We start from the raw sequence: 16145 nt of genomic DNA, 5'->3' as shown, positions 1-16145 counted from the left end.
GTACTGCAGGGGGGACCCTGTGGGAGAGTAGGACGCCGCCGAACAATCATTGTGGGGAACCCCGCACCTTATGGTGCGGGGTTTTCTGCGTTTAGGGGGCTTTTTATGCCCAAAGGGGGCTCTACACCAGTAGGGCCCCTTTTTGATTACAAGCGTCCCGTTGTTTTCAGTGCCAGATAGGCGTCCGCCAGGGCCGGCGCCAGATCGTCCGGGGTTTCGTCGACCACGGTGACGCCGTGACGGCGGAGTTGCTCGGCGGTGCGGTGCCGTTCGCTCTGGGACTGAGCGGCGGACGCGGCCTCGTAGACCGCGTCCGTGGTGCCGCGTGCCTGGGACATCTGCGCGATGTGCGGGTCCGCCACCGATGCCAGTAGGACCGTGTGGCGCTGGGTGAGTTGGGAGAGGACGGGGAGGAGTCCCTCCTCCACCGGGGCCGCGTCGAGGCTGGTGAGGAGCACGATCAACGAGCGGCGAGGCGCCGTTCGGAGTGCTGTGGCGGTGAGGCCGCGGGCGTCCAGTTCGACCAGTTCGGGTTCGAGCGGGGCCATCGCGTTGACCAGGGACGGGAGGACGTCGCGGGCTGTGCGGCCCTGGACCAGGGCGCGGGTGCGGCGGTCGTAGGCGAGGAGGTCGACGCGGTCGCCCGCGCGGGACGCCAGCGCCGCCAGGAGCAGTGCGGCGTCCATGGAGGCGTCGAGGCGGGGGATGTCGCCGACCCGGCCGGCGGAGGTGCGGCCGGTGTCCAGGACCAGGAGGATGTGGCGGTCGCGTTCGGGGCGCCAGGTGCGGACGGCGACCGTGGAGTGGCGGGCCGTCGCGCGCCAGTCGATGGAACGGGTGTCGTCGCCGGGAACGTACTCGCGCAGGCTGTCGAATTCGGTGCCCTCGCCTCGGGTCAGGACGCTGGTGCGGCCGTCGAGTTCGCGGAGGCGGGCGAGTTTCGAGGGGAGGTGTTTGCGGCTGGTGAACGGCGGCAGCACGCGGACCGTCCAGGGGACCTGGTGGGTGCCCTGGCGGGTGAACAGGCCGAGGGGGCCCCGGGAGCGGATCGTCACGCGGTCCGCCTGGCGGTCGCCACGGCGGGTGGGGCGCAGCCGGGTGGTGACGCGGCGGCGTTCGCCCGCGGGCACGGTCAGGGGGTGGCGGGAGGCCGTCACTTCGGTGCCGGGCTGCCAGCTGCTGGGGGGCCAGGCGTCGCGCAGCTGGGCGCGGAGCGGGCGGCGGGACGGGTTGGCGACCGTGAGGGTGACGTCGGCGGTCTCGCCCAGGCGTGCCGAGGTGTCGCCGGAACGGGACAGGCCGAGGCGGCGTACCGGTGCCGCGAGGGCGAAGTCGCAGGCGCAGGCCACCGCGAGCGGGGCGTTCACGGCGAGGATGCCCGTCCAGCCGGGGTCCCAGATGCCGACGGGGAGCGAGCCGAGGGCCGCGAGGAGGGCGGCGCGTCCGGTGAGCGCCATCAGCGGGGGACGGGGACGTGAGCGAGGATCGCGTTGATGACGGAATCGGCCGTCACGCCCTCCATCTCGGCCTCCGGGCGGAGCTGCACGCGGTGGCGGAGGGTGGGGAGGGCGAGGGCCTTGACGTCGTCGGGGGTGACGTAGTCGCGGCCGGTGAGCCAGGCCCACGCGCGCGAGGTGGCCAGCAGGGCGGTGGCCCCGCGCGGGGAGACGCCGAGGGTGAGCGACGGTGATTCGCGGGTGGCGCGGCAGATGTCCACCACATAGGCGGTGATCTCCGGGGAGACGCTGGTCCTGGCGACGGCCGCGCGGGCGGCTTCCAGGTCGGCGGGGCCCGCGACGGGGCGTACGCCGGCGGCCTTGAGGTCGCGCGGGTTGAAGCCGTCGGCGTGGCGGGTGAGGACGTCGATCTCGTCCTGCCGGGAGGGGAGCGGGATCGTCAGCTTGAGGAGGAAACGATCCAGCTGCGCTTCGGGGAGCGGGTAGGTGCCCTCGTACTCGACCGGGTTCTGGGTCGCGGCGACCAGGAACGGGTCGGGGAGGGGGCGCGGGGTGCCGTCGACGGTGACCTGGCGTTCCTCCATGGCTTCGAGGAGGGACGACTGTGTCTTGGGCGGGGTGCGGTTGATCTCGTCGGCCAGCAGCAGGTTGGTGAAGACCGGGCCCGGCTGGAAGGAGAACTCGGCGCTGCGGGTGTCGTAGACGAGGGAGCCGGTGATGTCGCTCGGCATCAGGTCCGGGGTGAACTGGACGCGCTTGGTGTCGAGTTCGAGGGCGGCGGCGAGGGCGCGGACGAGCAGCGTCTTGGCGACTCCGGGTACTCCTTCGAGGAGCACGTGGCCGCGGCACAGGAGGGCGACGACGAGGCCGGTCACGGCGGGATCTTGGCCGACCACGGCCTTGGCGATCTCGGCGCGCAGGGCTTCCAGGGAGGCTCGGGCGCTGCCCTGGTCCCCGGTGTTCCCGGCGTTGTCAGTGGTCGGGTCCATCATGGACGGCGTACCTCTCTTTCGAGGGCGTCGAGTTGGTCGGTGAGGGCGACGAGGGCCGTGTCGTCGCCGGGCGGCGGGCCGAAGAGGAGGGGGTGCAGGGCCTGTCCGTCGCCGTGGAGGTGGGCGGCCAGGGCGGGGAGCAGGGCCTCGGGCGTGTGCGCCTGGGAGACGGGGACGCCGACGAGGGGGGCGAGGCGGGTGCGGGTGGCGGAGCGAAGAGCGGTCGCGGCGCGGTCGCGGGCGTTCGCCTTGCGGTAGAGGCGGGCGCGGCCTTCGACGGTTTCGGAGGCGCGGATCGCGACGGGGAGCCGTTCGGGGACGAGCGGGCCGAACCGGCGGGCTCGCCAGAGGGCGGCGAGTGCGGCCGCGACGAAGAGTTGCAGTGTGCCCCAGAGCCAGCCGGAGGGCAGCAGGTCCATGAAGTTCTGCTCGCCGTCCGTGCCGGTGGCGGAGAGGTCGGCGAGCGAGGGGAGGTACCAGACCAGATGGGGGCGGGAGCCGAGGAGTTGGAGGGCGAGCGAGGCGTTGCCCTGCTCGTCGAGGCGTTCGTTGAAGAGGATGTCGGGGGCGCCGAGGACGACGGTGTCGCCGTTGCCTGTGGTGTCCGGGACGCGCAGCAGGGTGGCCAGGCGTTGGCTCGGGTAGCACGTGTCGGTGCCGGGGTGGGTGCTGGTGTAGCGGAGGCCGCCGGTGTCGGCGGGGCCCGCGCGGCGGGCGGCGGGCAGCGTGCACTTCGGGTCGAGCGCCGCGACGGTGCTGGTGGCCGGGTCGGCGGTGACGCCGGGGACGAGGCGTTCGACGGAGGCGCCGCCCGGTGCGAGGAGGACGGTGCGGCCGCCGGAGCCGTCGGCCGCGGTGTGCAACTGGGTCTGCTGGCGTGGGGTGAGCAGGTCGGGGGCGGTGACGAGGACGGTGGTGTCCGGGTTCGCCGCGGCGCGGGCCTGGTCGAGGGTGGTGACCACGCGGGTGGAGACGCCCCGGTCGGCGAGGAGTTCGGCGACGGCGCGGCTGCCGTAGGGGTCGACGGAGCGGGGGTCGAGGGCGCCGTGGCGGCTGTCGGAGCGGATGACGGCGATCGCGACGGCCGCGGTCAGCAGGAGCACGACGGCGAGTGCGATGCCACGCGCGCGGGTCCATATCTGGCGGGCGGTGGGCGAGGACGAGGTGGCCGGGAGGGCGGTGGCCTCGATGGTCATCCGGCGTCCCCCTGGCGGCCGTTCGCGGCGGTGGCGGGGTGGCCGGCGGTGAGCTGGGGCCGGGTGCGGTCGAGGTCGCGGTCGAGGTCGGCGATGCGCCGGTACGACGTCTCGGTCGCGGTGCGGCCGCCGTATGTGACGTCGTCGAAGTCCCGGGCGGCGGCGCGCAGTCGGTCGGCGTGGGAGGGCAGCGGGCGGCCCGCCGCGGCGGCGGCCTCGTCGGCGGTGCGGCCGGGGCGGACGTCGAGGAGCGCGCGTTCCTCCAGGGAACGGACGATGGCGCGCATGCGTTCCTGGACGGCCTGGTTCCAGTGGCCCTGGGCGGCGTGGGCCTCGGCGGCTGACCGGTGTTCGGCGGCGCTGCGGGGACGGTCGTCGAACAGGGTTGCGGCGGAGGTGGGTTGGCGGCGCGGGGTGCCCAGGCGCCACCACAGGGCGCCGATCACGGCGAGGACGGCGACGACGATGACGAGCAGGCCGAGCGGGCCGCCGGGGGTGGCGGACGAGGCCGCGTCGAACAGTTTCTCGACCCAGTCCCAGAAGGCGTTCAGGGCGCGTTCGATGAGGCTGGGGTCGTTCTCGTGGTACATGCCCTTGGACAGCTCGCGCCGGGCCGCCTCCCGCGCGGGATCGCGGGGGACGGTGAGCGGCGGTTCGTCGCCGGACGCGGTCAGGCGCAGCCGGGTCAGTGACCCCAACGAGGTGTCGGCGGCCCGCAGCAGGGCGCGTACGGCCGGTTGGGCGGCTCCGGGCGGCGTTGCCGGTGCCGTGGTGAGAACTCCCCCCGCAAGGCTCACCGCATCAGCCTCCCGAACCGGCGCCGGTGGCGTGGTCCTGGATGCCTGCCGCGCGGGCGAGTTCGAGGTCGAGGGCCTCGCGGCGGATGCGCTGGTCGATGTAGAGCAGCACGGTGACGCCGGCGGTGATCGGGAACGTGATGGTGGAGCCGATCACCGAGCCGATGCCGCTGATGATCAGGAACGTCCAGCTGAGGCCGCCGGTCTCGCTCAGCAGGCCGCCGAACCCGCTGCCGCCGAAGAGGCCGCCGATGAGCGTGAACGGCACGACGACGAGGGACGCGACGATGCCCGCGATGATCGTCGCGAGCAGCTGGATGCCGAAGACCCGCCACCAGGAGCCGCGGACCAGCTTCACGGAGCGGCCGAGCGCCTTCTTGATGCCCTGCTTCTCCAGCATCAGCGTGGGCGAGGCGAGCGAGAAGCGGAACATCAGCCAGACCGCGACGATTCCGCCGGCGAGGCAGCCCAGGACGGTGAGGGCGACGCCGGCCGGTCCCACGCCCGAGGCGGCGACGGCGATGCCGGGCAGCGCGCCGACGAGGATCACGCCGACCGCGATGAGGAACAACAACACGATCAGCCCGAACAGGCGCAGGAGTTGCGGGCGGGCGTCCCGCCAGGCCTCGCCGGTGGCGACCGGCTTGCCGAGCACGGCGCGGCTGGTGACCGTCGTCAGCAGGGCGGTCGCCACGACCGTGCCGACGAGGGAGATCAGGGAGACGGCGCCCGAGCCGATCAGGGTCGAGCCCATCGCGCGGGCCAGGTCGTCGGGGGAGGCGCCGGGGTCGTTGAGGTCGATCGCGCGCGTGGTGTCGTTGAGGACCAGGCCCTGGAGCAGGACGACGAGGATCTCGGTGAGGACCGCGACGGCCAGCGAGATGCCGAGGACGGTGCGCCAGTGCGCGCGCATGGTGGAGACGGCGCCGTCGAGGATCTCGCCGACGCTCAGCGGGCGGAGCGGGATCACGCCGGGCTTGGCCGCGGGCGGCGGGCCGCCCCAGGCGTTGCCCCAGCCGCCGCCGTAGGGGCCGGGGCCGCCGGGGGGCGGGGTGCCCCAGCCCTGGCCGGGCGGCGGGGGTGGCGGGGCCTGGCCGGGGATCGGGGCGCCGGTGGGTGCGGACCACTGGGCGGCCGGCGGCTGGTCCTCGGACCACTTCCCGCCGGGGTCCTGCGGCTGCGGGGCCTGCTGGTCGGTGGGTTCGGCGGGACCGGACGCGTCGGGCTCACGCCCGTCGGACGGGGCAGATCCGGGCGACGCCCAGCCCGGAGTGTCGTTCATCGTCGCTCCTTCACGGTGCCCGTCCGCGGTCGCGGTGGCAGGTTGGCTGCCATCGTGCCATGGCGTGGTCCACCCGGTACCGGGCGCGGTACAGGTCAGGACGCCTTCAGTTGTCCGCCGTCCACGGGGCAGACTTGCCGTATGGCTGATCAGCAGGCGCGAACCGGCGAGGACAGCAGGCCCACCGAAGTACCCGTGATCCGTTGGGAGGAGCCACCCGAAGGTCCCGTCCTGGTCCTTCTCGACCAGACCAGGCTGCCCGCACAGGAGATCGAGCTCGTCTGCACGGACGCGCCCGCGCTGGTGGCGGCGATCCGTTCGCTCGCGGTGCGCGGGGCACCGTTGCTCGGCATCGCGGGGGCGTACGGCGTCGCGCTCGCCGCCGCGCGCGGGTTCGACGTCGACGAGGCGGCGACGGCGCTGGCGGGCGCCCGGCCGACCGCGGTGAACCTCGCTGTCGGGGTGCACCGGGCGCGGTCGGCGTACCAGGAGGAGTTCGTCAGGAGCGGCGACGGCGGGCGGGCCGCGGCGGCGGCTCTGGTGGCGGCCCGCGCGCTGCACGCGCAGGACGCGGCGGCCAGCGCGCGGATGGCGGCGCACGGACTGGCGCTCCTCGACGAGCTGGTGCCCGGTGGCGGGCAGCGGATTCTGACGCACTGCAACACCGGTTCGCTGGTGTCGGGCGGCGAGGGGACGGCGTTCGCGGTGGCTCTCGCGGCGCACCGCGCGGGGCGGCTGCGGCGGCTGTGGGTGGACGAAACGCGTCCCTTGCTGCAAGGTGCTCGCCTGACGGCATACGAGGCGGCTCGCAGCGGCATGGCGTACACCTTGCTCACGGACAACGCGGCCGGTTCGCTGTTCGCGTCCGGTGAGGTGGACGCGGTGCTGATCGGGGCGGACCGTATCGCGGCCGACGGTTCGGTGGCCAACAAGGTGGGGAGCTATCCGCTCGCCGTGCTCGCCCGGTACCACCATGTGCCGTTCATCGTGGTGGCGCCGGTGACGACGGTCGATCCGGAGACACCGGACGGGGCGTCCATCGAGGTGGAGCAGCGCCCGGGGTCCGAGGTGACCGAGGTCACGGTTCCCCAGGCGGCTGCGGTGGGAGCGGGAGGCGGGATGCCGGTGGCACCCCTGGGAACGCAGGCGTACAACCCGGCGTTCGACGTGACGCCACCCGAGCTGGTGACCGCGATCGTCACGGAAGAGGGCGCCGTTTCGCCCGTGACGGCAGAGGCTCTTGCTGAGCTGTGTGCCAGGTCACGACAGGTAACGATTTAGCTAATGGGATGATGTCGTTTATGAAGGGACGAGTCCTTGTCGTCGACGACGACACCGCACTTGCCGAGATGCTCGGCATCGTGCTGCGTGGTGAGGGTTTTGAGCCGTCTTTCGTAGCCGACGGTGACAAGGCGTTGGCTGCTTTTCGGGAGGCCAAGCCGGATCTGGTGCTCCTGGACCTGATGCTGCCCGGTCGGGACGGCATCGAGGTGTGCCGGCTGATCAGGGCGGAGTCCGGTGTGCCCATCGTGATGCTGACGGCGAAGAGCGACACCGTCGATGTCGTGGTGGGCCTGGAGTCCGGGGCCGACGACTACATCGTGAAGCCGTTCAAGCCGAAGGAGCTGGTGGCGCGGATCAGGGCACGGCTGCGGCGGTCGGAGGAGCCGGCGCCTGAGCAGCTCGCCATAGGTGACCTGGTCATCGATGTGGCGGGGCACTCCGTGAAGCGCGAGGGGCAGTCGATCGCGCTGACGCCGTTGGAGTTCGATCTGCTGGTGGCGCTGGCGCGCAAGCCGTGGCAGGTGTTCACGCGTGAGGTGCTCCTGGAGCAGGTCTGGGGCTACCGGCACGCGGCGGACACCCGTCTGGTCAACGTGCATGTGCAGCGGCTGCGTTCCAAGGTCGAGAAGGACCCGGAGCGGCCGGAGATCGTGGTGACCGTCCGTGGGGTCGGTTACAAGGCAGGGCCGAGCTGACATGTCCGGTGACAGTGCCGCTTCGACGTCCGGGCGCGACGGGGCCCGCGCGGGGCGGCCTGTCGGCCGGAAGACGGCGGGTTCGCGCTGGGCGAGCCTGCTGGAGAGCGGTCTGCTCCAGGGCGGGGTCCAGGGGAGCCCGGTCCTGCGCCTGTTCATGCGCTGGTTGCGCCGGCCGTTGCTGCCCGTCATGCGGCTGTGGCGGCGCAACATCCAGCTCAAGGTCGTCGCGACGACCCTGCTGATGTCGCTGGGCGTGGTCCTGCTGCTGGGCTTCGTCGTCATCGGGCAGGTGCGCAACGGCCTCCTCGACGCCAAGGTGAAGGCGTCGCAGTCCCAGGCCACCGGCGGTTTCGCGGTGGCCAAGCAGCGGGCCGACGAGGCCTCGGCCGGTACCACGGACGACGCCACCGCCCCGGACGGGCACAGTTCGCAGAACGTGATCGCGTGGATGAGCGACCTCGTGTCGTCGCTCTCCAGCGGCGGCCAGGGCGCCTTTGACGTGGTCACGCTGCCCGCGGGCGACGACAGCGGCGGCGGGCGCGGACCGCGTGCCTCCGGTGGCGTCGACCCGACGGTGAGCGTGCCCGACGACCTCCGCGCGCGCGTCAACGGCAGCACCGCGGCGTCCCAGCGCTACACGCGGATCATCTACAAGGACTCCGACAAGGACTCCCAGCCCGCCCTGGTCATCGGCAAGCAGGTCAACGACCCCAACGGCGACCCCTACCAGCTGTACTACTTCTTCCCGCTCACCCAGGAGGAGAAGTCGCTGAGCCTGGTCAAGGGCACGCTGGCGACGGCCGGGCTGTTCGTCGTCGTGCTGCTCGGGGCCATCGCGTGGCTGGTGGTGCGGCAGGTCGTCACGCCGGTGCGGATGGCGGCCGGGATCGCCGAGCGGCTGTCCGCCGGGCGCTTGCAGGAACGGATGAAGGTCACCGGCGAGGACGACATCGCGCGGCTCGGCGAGGCCTTCAACAAGATGGCGCAGAACCTCCAGTTGAAGATCCAGCAGCTGGAGGACCTGTCGCGGATGCAGCGCCGGTTCGTGTCGGACGTGTCGCACGAGCTGCGGACGCCGTTGACGACCGTGCGGATGGCCGCCGACGTCATCCATGAGGCGCGCCAGGACTTCGATCCGGTGACGTCGCGGTCGGCGGAACTGCTCGCCGACCAGCTCGACCGGTTCGAGTCGCTGCTCGCGGACCTGCTGGAGATCAGCCGGTTCGACGCGGGCGCGGCGGCCCTGGAGGCGGAGGCGATAGACCTCAGAGAGGTCGTGCGCCGCGTCGTCAGCGGGGCCGAGCCGCTCGCCGAGCGCAAGGGAACGGCGATACGCGTGCTTGGCGACCAACAGCCCGTCGTCGCCGAGGCCGACGCCCGGCGGGTGGAGCGGGTGCTGCGCAATCTCGTCGTCAACGCCGTGGAGCACGGCGAGGGCAAGGACGTCGTCGTCAAGCTCGCCGCGGCCGGCGGGGCGGTCGCGGTGGCCGTGCGTGACTACGGCGTCGGGCTCAAGCCCGGTGAGGCCACCCGGGTCTTCAGCCGCTTCTGGCGGGCCGACCCGGCACGCGCGCGTACCACCGGCGGCACGGGCCTCGGGCTGTCGATCGCCCTGGAGGACGCGCGGCTGCACGGCGGCTGGTTGCAGGCGTGGGGAGAGCCGGGGGGCGGCTCGCAGTTCCGGCTGACGTTGCCGAGGACCGCGGACGAGCCGCTGCGGGGCTCGCCGATACCCCTGGAACCCAAGGACTCCCGGCACAACCGGGCGCTGAAGGCCGCCAAGGCCGCCGGGCTGCCCTCCACGAGCGGCGACAAGGCCGCCACGGTGCCCGTACAGCCCGCCGGGGACCAGATACCGCAGCTCGCCCCCAGGACGTCCGCCACGGCGGCCACGGCCGATCCCACGGCGCTGCCGGGCAACGGCTCCCGGGTGGTGCCCCGGCCCGCCTCCGGCACCCGGCAGCCGACGTCGGGGCAGGGCGGGGGCCAGGAGCGCGCGGAGGCGGCGCAGGACAGCTCGCACACGCATGGGGAGGCATTTCGTGGGCGCTGACCGCCCGGAGAACGTCCGGCGCGGGTACGCGCGCGTAGGGGCGTACGTCGCCTGTGGTGCCGTTCTGCTCACGGGGTGTGCGTCGATGCCCGACAGCGGGGATCTGCGCGGGGTGGACTCCACGCCCCGGCAGGACACCCAGGTGCGGGTGTTCGCGATGCCGCCGCAGGACAACGCGCAGCCCGCGGACATCCTCTCGGGGTTCCTGGAGGCGCTGACCAGCGACGATCCGCTCTACTCGACGGCCAGGCAGTATCTGACGGCGGCGGCGTCGAAGACATGGCGGCCGGACCGGTCCGTCACGGTCCTCGCGGACGGCCCCGGCACGGTGTCGGACAACCGGGACGCCCGGGACGCCGCCGACGACCTGTCGTTCCACCTGACGGGCACGCGGGTCGCCCGGGTGGACGGACAGGACGCGTACGCGCCCGCCGACGGCTCATACACGGAGTCCCTGCATCTCATCAGGGACGGCAGGACCAAGCAGTGGCGCATCGACAGGCTGCCGCAGGGCGTCGTCATGGGGAAGTCGGACTTCCAGCGCAACTACATGTCCGTCAACAAGTACTTCTTCGCCTCGAACACCGCCGAGGGCGCCTCCGGGCAGGCCGCCGCGGTCGCCGACCCCGTGTATGTGCGGCGCCGGGTGGACCCCCTGACGGAGATGGTGCGGTCGGTGCTCGGCGGGCCCACCCGCTGGCTCGACCCGGTGGTCCGCACGAGCTTCCCCACCGGAACGGCGCTCCAGAAGGGCGTCACCTCGCTGGCGCCGGACGACCAGAACAAGCTCACCGTGCCGCTGAACGCGAACGCCGCGCGCGTGGGGGCCGCCAAGTGCGCCGAGATGGCGACCCAGTTGCTGTTCACGTTGCGCGACCTCACCCCGGCCGTCGACCAGGTCGAGCTGCGGTCCGGGAAACGGAACCTGTGCTCGCTCGGTGAGGACCGCGCGGACAGCGTCGCCGCCCGGGGCTCCGAACAGCCCCCGGACTACCTGTACTTCGTCGACGGCAAGGACCGGCTCGTGCGGCTGCCGTCCGGCGGCACCGGCACCCGGCCCGACCCGGTGCCGGGCGCGCTCGGCGAGGGCGACAAGCCGCTCAGGTCGGTCGCGGTCGCGCGCGACGAGCACTCCGCCGCCGCCGTCTCGGCCGACGGACGCGACCTGTACGTCACGTCGTTGACGTCGGGCGAGTCGCTCGGGGACCCGGCGCTGGTCAGCCACGGCGCGACCGACGACGACCGGCTGACGGCGCCCAGTTGGGACGCGCGCGGTGACCTCTGGGTGGCCGACCGCGACACCGCGCATCCGCGACTGCTCCTGCTGGAGCACGGCACGGGTGACCCGATCGTCGTCAAGGCGCCGCAGCTGGACGGGCGTGTCCAGGACGTCAAGGTGGCCGCCGACGGGGTGCGGATCGCGCTCGTGGTGGTCAAGGGCGACAAGAAGTCGCTGCTCATCGGACGGATCGAACGCACCGCCGAGGCCGACGAGAAGCCGGCCGTGTCGGTGCTCGAACTGCGGTCCGCGACACCGGACTTCGAGGACGTGACGACGATGTCGTGGGCCGGGGACAGCCGCCTCGTGGTCGTCGGGCGCGAACAGGGCGGCGTGCAGACCACGCGTTACGTCCAGGTCGACGGCTCCACCCCGGAGGGACCCGCGCCGGCCGCCCTGTCGGGCGTCAAGGAGATCACGGCGACCGAGGACGACCGGCTGCCGCTGGTCGCGTACTCGGAGGACGGGATCGTGCGGCTGCCGTCGGGGGCACAGTGGCAGAAGGTGGTCTCGGACGGGACGGCTCCGGTCTATCCGGGGTGAGGCGCCCGCTCCGGCCCGGCCGCCGGTGAGCGGTGGTGGCGGTGGCCGTTGGGGGTGCTTGCCGGGAGTGCCGGTGGGGCGATCGGGGATCGGCTGCCGGGGGAGCCGGGGCGGGCTGCCTGGGGAGCGGCGAGTGTGGGCGGCCCGGGTCGCTTGCTGGGTGAGTGTCGGGGCGGGCTGTCGGATCGCTTGTCGGGGGAAAGTGTCGGCGGCCGTCGGGGTGGTGGCGGTGGCTGCGGTGCGTGGTGGGTGGCGGGGGCGGTCGGGGTCTCGAACGGCCGCTGCACCAGCTCGGTCACCGCGTTGTGCGTGGCGGGCGGTCGTGATGGTCGGCGGGGTCGGTCGGGGTGGGTGGCACGGGCGATTGCGGTGGTCGGCGGGGGCCGGGTGGGTTTTCCACAAGGAGTTATCCACAGGGCTGGTCGGGTGGGCCCTGCGTTGGCACAGTGGTGGGCATGCGGGGGCTGTGGCAGGACCTGACCGATCTGGTGCTGCCGGCCGAGTGCGGAGGCTGCGGAACGCCTCGCACGGTGCTCTGCCCGGAGTGCCGTGCCGCCCTGAGCGGGGCCGTACCGGGCCGGGTGCGGCCCGAGGTGGAGCCGCCGGGACTGCCCGTGGTGCACGCGGCGGCCCCGTACGTGGACGAGGTACGGGCCCTGCTCCTCGCGCACAAGGAGCGGGGCGCCCTGGGCCTGTCCGCACCGCTGGGCGAGGCCCTGGCCAGGGCGGTACGGGCGGGGCTGCGGGCGGCGGCCGGGCGGTACGGCGCGATGCCGGGCGGGGATACGGCGGTGCTGCTCGTGCCGGTGCCGTCGGCGCGGGCGGCGGTGCGGGCGCGGGGGCACGACCCGGCGCGGCGGATCGCCCTCGCGGCGGCCGGGGAGCTGCGGCGGACCGGGACGCCGGCCCAGGTGCTCGCGGCGCTGCGGCAGCGCCGTGCGGTGTCCGACCAGTCGGGGCTCGGCGCCGGACAGCGGCTGGACAACCTCGCGGGCGCGCTGGCCGTCGCGTCCGGAGCGGAACGGCTGCTGCGCGGCGGCCCGGTGATCCTCGTCGACGACCTGATGACGACGGGGGCCTCGCTCACAGAGGCGGCGCGCGCGATACGAGGGGCGATGGCACGAACGGAGGTACTGACGAAGCCGGTTGTGTACGAGGGCGCGAGCCGGGAAGGCAGAGGAGAACGAACGGTTGGAGCGACGGACAGAGTGGCCGGGCGGACGGGCGCCGGGCCGGAAGGGCGAGGTGCGGACGGTACCGGGACCGTGATCTGCGCGGCGGTCGTCGCGGCGGCTCCTGGCTCTTTTGAAATAAACCGGAACTGAGAGAGAACTTGCATCGTTGCAGGTAATACGGAGAGCAATTCACCTGAACGGAGGTAGGGCCCACTAGAGGGTGACGACATCCCTCCGGGCGAGATATGTTCGGTTGTGAGGGAAAGGCTCAGGCCCTACCCCACTCATCCGAATGCCGTGCCGCGGGTTTCACCTCATCACCCGGGCCGGCGGGGTGGAGATCTCGCAGGCGGGGAGGAGGTGGACGTCACCGAGTCCGAGGTTCCGGTGCTTACCGGGGCCTGGTGCAAAAGGGAGATGCTCCGCCACCGAAGCGGAGCTATCCGGGAACGGAGTTCTGCGTGGACATCGTCGTCAAGGGCCGCAAGACCGAGGTGCCCGAGCGGTTCCGCAAGCACGTGGCCGAGAAGCTGAAGCTGGAGAAGATCCAGAAGCTCGACGGCAAGGTGATCAGCCTCGATGTCGAGGTGTCCAAGGAGCCCAACCCCCGACAGGCCGACCGGTGCGACCGCGTGGAGATCACGCTCCGCTCGCGCGGCCCGGTGATTCGGGCGGAGGCCTCGGCCAACGACCCGTACGCGGCACTCGACCTGGCGGCGGAGAAGCTGGACGCACGGCTGCGCAAGCAGCACGACAAGAGGTTCTCGCGCCGTGGCGCGCGCCGGATCTCGGCGGCCGAGGTCGCCGACCACGTGCCGGACGCGGCGACGCTCGACATCAACGGCGACCCCGTCCACGACCTGGAGCCGGACGGCGCCGTCCCCACCAAGCGGATCGGCTCGCTGGAGGTGAAGGGCGACGGGCCCCTCATCGTCCGCGAGAAGACCCACGTCGCCTCCCCGATGAGCCTCGACCAGGCCCTCTACGAGATGGAACTGGTCGGCCACGACTTCTACTTGTTCGTCGACTCCGAGACCAAGGAACCGAGTGTCGTCTACCGGCGGCACGCCTACGACTACGGCGTCATCCACCTGAACACGGACCCGATGGTCGCGCAGGCCCCGCCGCCCGAGGCAGGCGCCACGCTGGGCGGCTGACCGCCCCGTCGGCAGCGGAACCGGGGCCCCTGGAGCGCGCGTGCGCCCCCAGGGGCCCCGGCGTGCGACCACGTGCGACCACTTCAGCCCCGCGCTGTCACCGGGTTGTAGCCCAGGCATGGAATCATGGCCGCAACGGCTCAACCGGTGGGCCGTTGCCTTGGGTTGGCGATGGCGCACCATGGGCCACAGCCTTCAGGGGGAGGAACGATGGCGGACAGCTTCGGACCGATGCGGGACGAGGATGCCGACGGCGGCGTCGTCGGCATGGGCCCGGAGGCGGGCACTCCACGCAAGGAGCCGATCAGAGTCCTGGTCGTCGACGACCATGCCCTCTTCCGCCGTGGTCTGGAGATCGTGCTCGCGGCCGAGGAGGACATCCAGGTCGTCGGAGAGGCCGGGGACGGCGCGGAGGCCGTCGACAAGGCCGCCGATCTGCTGCCGGACATCGTGCTGATGGACGTGCGGATGCCCAAGCGCGGCGGGATCGAGGCGTGCACCTCCATCAAGGAGGTCGCCCCCAGCGCGAAGATCATCATGCTGACGATCAGCGACGAGGAAGCCGATCTCTACGAGGCGATCAAGGCGGGCGCCACCGGATATCTCCTCAAGGAGATCTCCACCGACGAGGTCGCCACCGCGATCCGCGCGGTCGCCGACGGGCAGTCGCAGATCAGTCCGTCCATGGCGTCGAAACTGCTGACCGAGTTCAAATCGATGATCCAGCGCACCGACGAACGCCGCCTGGTCCCCGCGCCCCGGCTCACCGACCGTGAACTGGAAGTGCTCAAGCTGGTGGCCACCGGGATGAACAACCGGGATATCGCCAAGGAGTTGTTCATCTCCGAGAACACCGTGAAGAACCATGTGCGCAACATCCTGGAGAAGCTTCAGCTGCACTCCAGGATGGAGGCCGTGGTCTACGCGATGCGGGAGAAGATCCTGGAGATCCGCTAGCGCGGAGGCCAGGGCCGGTCAGCTCACCAGCCGGGCCACCTCCTGGGCGAGGGGCGCGCGCAACTCCGGCGCGGAGACCCGCTCCACGCGCACGTCCGTGCAGTCCACCCAGCTCGCCGCCTCCGCCAGCGCCTGGGCCACCGGAGCGACCGCCTTGGGGCCGTCCAGGGTGACCTGCTTGGCGACCAGGACGCGGCCCTCGCGCGCCGGGTCCACGCGGCCCACCAGACGGCCGCCGGCCAGCACCGGCATCGCGAAGTAGCCATGGACGCGCTTCGGCTTGGGGACGTAGGCCTCCAGACGGTGGGTGAAGCCGAAGATCCGCTCCGTGCGCGCCCGTTCCCACACCAGGGAGTCGAACGGGGAGAGCAGCGTCGTGCGGTGACGGCCCCGCGCGGGTGTCGCGAGCGCCTCGGGGTCGGCCCACGCGGGCTTGGCCCAGCCCTCGACCGTGACCGGCACCAGACCCGAGTCCGCGATCACCGCCTCGACCTGCTCGCCCTTGAGCCGGTGATAGTCGGCGATGTCCGCGCGGGTGCCCACCCCCAGCGAACGGCCGGCGAGGCGGACCAGGCGGCGCAGGCACTCGGCGTCGTCCAGCTCGTCGTGCAGCAGGGCCTCCGGGATCGCGCGCTCGGCGAGGTCGTACACCCGCTTCCAGCCCCGGCGTTCCACGCACACCACCTCGCCGTACATCAGCGCGCGCTCCACCGCGACCTTCGTGCCCGACCAGTCCCACCACTCGCTGGTGCGCTTGGCGCCGCCCAACTCCGTCGCGGTGAGCGGGCCTTCGGCGCGCAACTGCTTGATGACCTGCTCGTAGGTGCCCTCCGGCAGGTCGTGGCTCCAGTGCGGGCGGTCGCGGTAGGCGCGGCGGCGGAAGGCGAAGTGGGGCCACTCCTCGACGGGCAGGACGCACGCGGCGTGCGACCAGTACTCGAAGGCGTGCGTGTCCTTCCAGTAGGCGTCCTCCACCGTCCTGCGGCCCACCGCGCCCAGGCGCGCGTACGGGATCAGCTCGTGGGAACGGGCCAGCACCGAGATCGTGTCCAGCTGGACCGCGCCCAGATGACGCAGGACGCCGCGGACTCCGGCCCGGCGGTCGGGCGACCCGAGAAAGCCCTGTGCGCGCAGGGCGATACGGCGGGCCTCGTCGGCCGAGAGTGCGGTGCTTGGGCGCGGAGTCGTCATGGCCCGCACGATAGAGGGTGCCACTGACAACACGGGCTGACCTGCGGGTTCTTCGGCTCCGACGCCTGCTCCGACGCCTGCTCC

The 16145-nt window shown here is 72.5% G+C and carries 12 protein-coding genes and 1 pseudogene; 7 read left to right on the top strand and 6 right to left on the bottom strand.

Features of this window, described 5'->3' with window-relative positions; translation table 11 throughout:
- Window positions 1-146 precede the first annotated feature (146 nt).
- The 5 genes from ACIQOU_RS31385 to ACIQOU_RS31365 are packed head-to-tail and all read right to left on the bottom strand — an operon-like array spanning window position 147 to window position 5724.
- On the bottom strand, window positions 147-1457 hold the full coding sequence (locus ACIQOU_RS31385) for a DUF58 domain-containing protein (RefSeq protein WP_401542194.1): 1311 nt from the start codon (window positions 1455-1457) through the stop codon (window positions 147-149).
- On the bottom strand, window positions 1457-2446 hold the full coding sequence (locus ACIQOU_RS31380) for an AAA family ATPase (protein WP_401542192.1): 990 nt from the start codon (window positions 2444-2446) through the stop codon (window positions 1457-1459). The genes ACIQOU_RS31385 and ACIQOU_RS31380 overlap by 1 nt, the downstream gene beginning before the upstream one ends.
- Window positions 2446-3645, bottom strand: a complete 1200-nt coding sequence (locus ACIQOU_RS31375) for a DUF4350 domain-containing protein (RefSeq protein WP_401542190.1) — start codon at window positions 3643-3645, stop codon at window positions 2446-2448. Before ACIQOU_RS31375 ends, ACIQOU_RS31380 begins: the two co-directional genes overlap by 1 nt.
- Window positions 3642-4442 (bottom strand): DUF4129 domain-containing protein, encoded by an 801-nt coding sequence (locus ACIQOU_RS31370; protein WP_401542187.1) that lies wholly within the window; start codon window positions 4440-4442, stop codon window positions 3642-3644. Before ACIQOU_RS31370 ends, ACIQOU_RS31375 begins: the two co-directional genes overlap by 4 nt.
- A 4-nt stretch (window positions 4443-4446) precedes the next feature.
- Window positions 4447-5724 carry a glycerophosphoryl diester phosphodiesterase membrane domain-containing protein gene (locus ACIQOU_RS31365; RefSeq protein ID WP_401542185.1) on the bottom strand — a complete coding sequence of 426 codons (1278 nt, stop codon included), beginning with the start codon at window positions 5722-5724 and terminating at the stop codon, window positions 4447-4449.
- A 141-nt stretch (window positions 5725-5865) separates the two neighbouring features.
- Between ACIQOU_RS31365 and mtnA the strand changes: the two genes are divergently transcribed.
- The 7 genes and pseudogenes from mtnA to ACIQOU_RS31330 all read left to right on the top strand — a co-directional run bounded on the left by mtnA (window position 5866) and on the right by ACIQOU_RS31330 (window position 14870).
- Entirely contained in the window at window positions 5866-7005 is a 1140-nt protein-coding gene (gene mtnA, locus ACIQOU_RS31360; protein WP_401542183.1) for an S-methyl-5-thioribose-1-phosphate isomerase, read from the top strand.
- Window positions 7006-7013: 8 nt separating this feature from the next.
- Window positions 7014-7703: a two-component system response regulator MtrA gene (gene mtrA / locus ACIQOU_RS31355; RefSeq protein WP_187281934.1), complete on the top strand. Its 690-nt coding sequence runs from the start codon at window positions 7014-7016 to the stop codon at window positions 7701-7703.
- Between the two features lies 1 nt (window position 7704).
- Window positions 7705-9667, top strand: a pseudogene (gene mtrB, locus ACIQOU_RS31350) (MtrAB system histidine kinase MtrB); the annotation flags it as partial.
- An 81-nt stretch (window positions 9668-9748) separates the two neighbouring features.
- A complete protein-coding gene (locus tag ACIQOU_RS31345) occupies window positions 9749-11581 on the top strand; it encodes an LpqB family beta-propeller domain-containing protein (protein ID WP_401542179.1) in 1833 nt (610 codons plus the stop codon).
- Between the two features lie 455 nt (window positions 11582-12036).
- A complete protein-coding gene (locus ACIQOU_RS31340; RefSeq protein WP_401542176.1) occupies window positions 12037-12906 on the top strand; it encodes a ComF family protein in 870 nt (289 codons plus the stop codon).
- A gap of 311 nt (window positions 12907-13217) precedes the next feature.
- Window positions 13218-13913, top strand: a complete 696-nt coding sequence (gene hpf, locus ACIQOU_RS31335; RefSeq protein WP_401542174.1) for a ribosome hibernation-promoting factor, HPF/YfiA family — start codon at window positions 13218-13220, stop codon at window positions 13911-13913.
- Between the two features lie 210 nt (window positions 13914-14123).
- On the top strand, window positions 14124-14870 hold the full coding sequence (locus tag ACIQOU_RS31330) for a response regulator (RefSeq protein WP_401542171.1): 747 nt from the start codon (window positions 14124-14126) through the stop codon (window positions 14868-14870).
- A gap of 18 nt (window positions 14871-14888) precedes the next feature.
- Here ACIQOU_RS31330 and ACIQOU_RS31325 read toward each other — a convergent pair whose 3' ends face one another.
- Window positions 14889-16061, bottom strand: coding sequence for a winged helix-turn-helix domain-containing protein (locus tag ACIQOU_RS31325; RefSeq protein WP_401542168.1), 1173 nt, complete (start codon window positions 16059-16061; stop codon window positions 14889-14891).
- Window positions 16062-16145 lie beyond the last annotated feature (84 nt).

Source organism: Streptomyces sp. NPDC091279, assembly GCF_044757465.1.
Taxonomy (GTDB): Bacteria; Actinomycetota; Actinomycetes; order Streptomycetales; family Streptomycetaceae; genus Streptomyces.
The sequence above is the reverse complement of the archived record's forward strand: the minus strand, read 5'-3'. Positions and strand labels throughout refer to the sequence as shown.

Coding starts and splice junctions, on each gene's coding strand:
- ACIQOU_RS31385 (WP_401542194.1), bottom strand. CDS start 1,457: ATGGCGCTCACCGGACGCGCCGCCCTCCTCGCGGCCCTCGGCTCGCTC.
- ACIQOU_RS31380 (WP_401542192.1), bottom strand. CDS start 2,446: ATGGACCCGACCACTGACAACGCCGGGAACACCGGGGACCAGGGCAGC.
- ACIQOU_RS31375 (WP_401542190.1), bottom strand. CDS start 3,645: ATGACCATCGAGGCCACCGCCCTCCCGGCCACCTCGTCCTCGCCCACC.
- ACIQOU_RS31365 (WP_401542185.1), bottom strand. CDS start 5,724: ATGAACGACACTCCGGGCTGGGCGTCGCCCGGATCTGCCCCGTCCGAC.
- mtnA (WP_401542183.1), top strand. CDS start 5,866: ATGGCTGATCAGCAGGCGCGAACCGGCGAGGACAGCAGGCCCACCGAA.
- mtrA (WP_187281934.1), top strand. CDS start 7,014: ATGATGTCGTTTATGAAGGGACGAGTCCTTGTCGTCGACGACGACACC.
- ACIQOU_RS31340 (WP_401542176.1), top strand. CDS start 12,037: ATGCGGGGGCTGTGGCAGGACCTGACCGATCTGGTGCTGCCGGCCGAG.
- ACIQOU_RS31330 (WP_401542171.1), top strand. CDS start 14,124: ATGGCGGACAGCTTCGGACCGATGCGGGACGAGGATGCCGACGGCGGC.
- ACIQOU_RS31325 (WP_401542168.1), bottom strand. CDS start 16,061: ATGACGACTCCGCGCCCAAGCACCGCACTCTCGGCCGACGAGGCCCGC.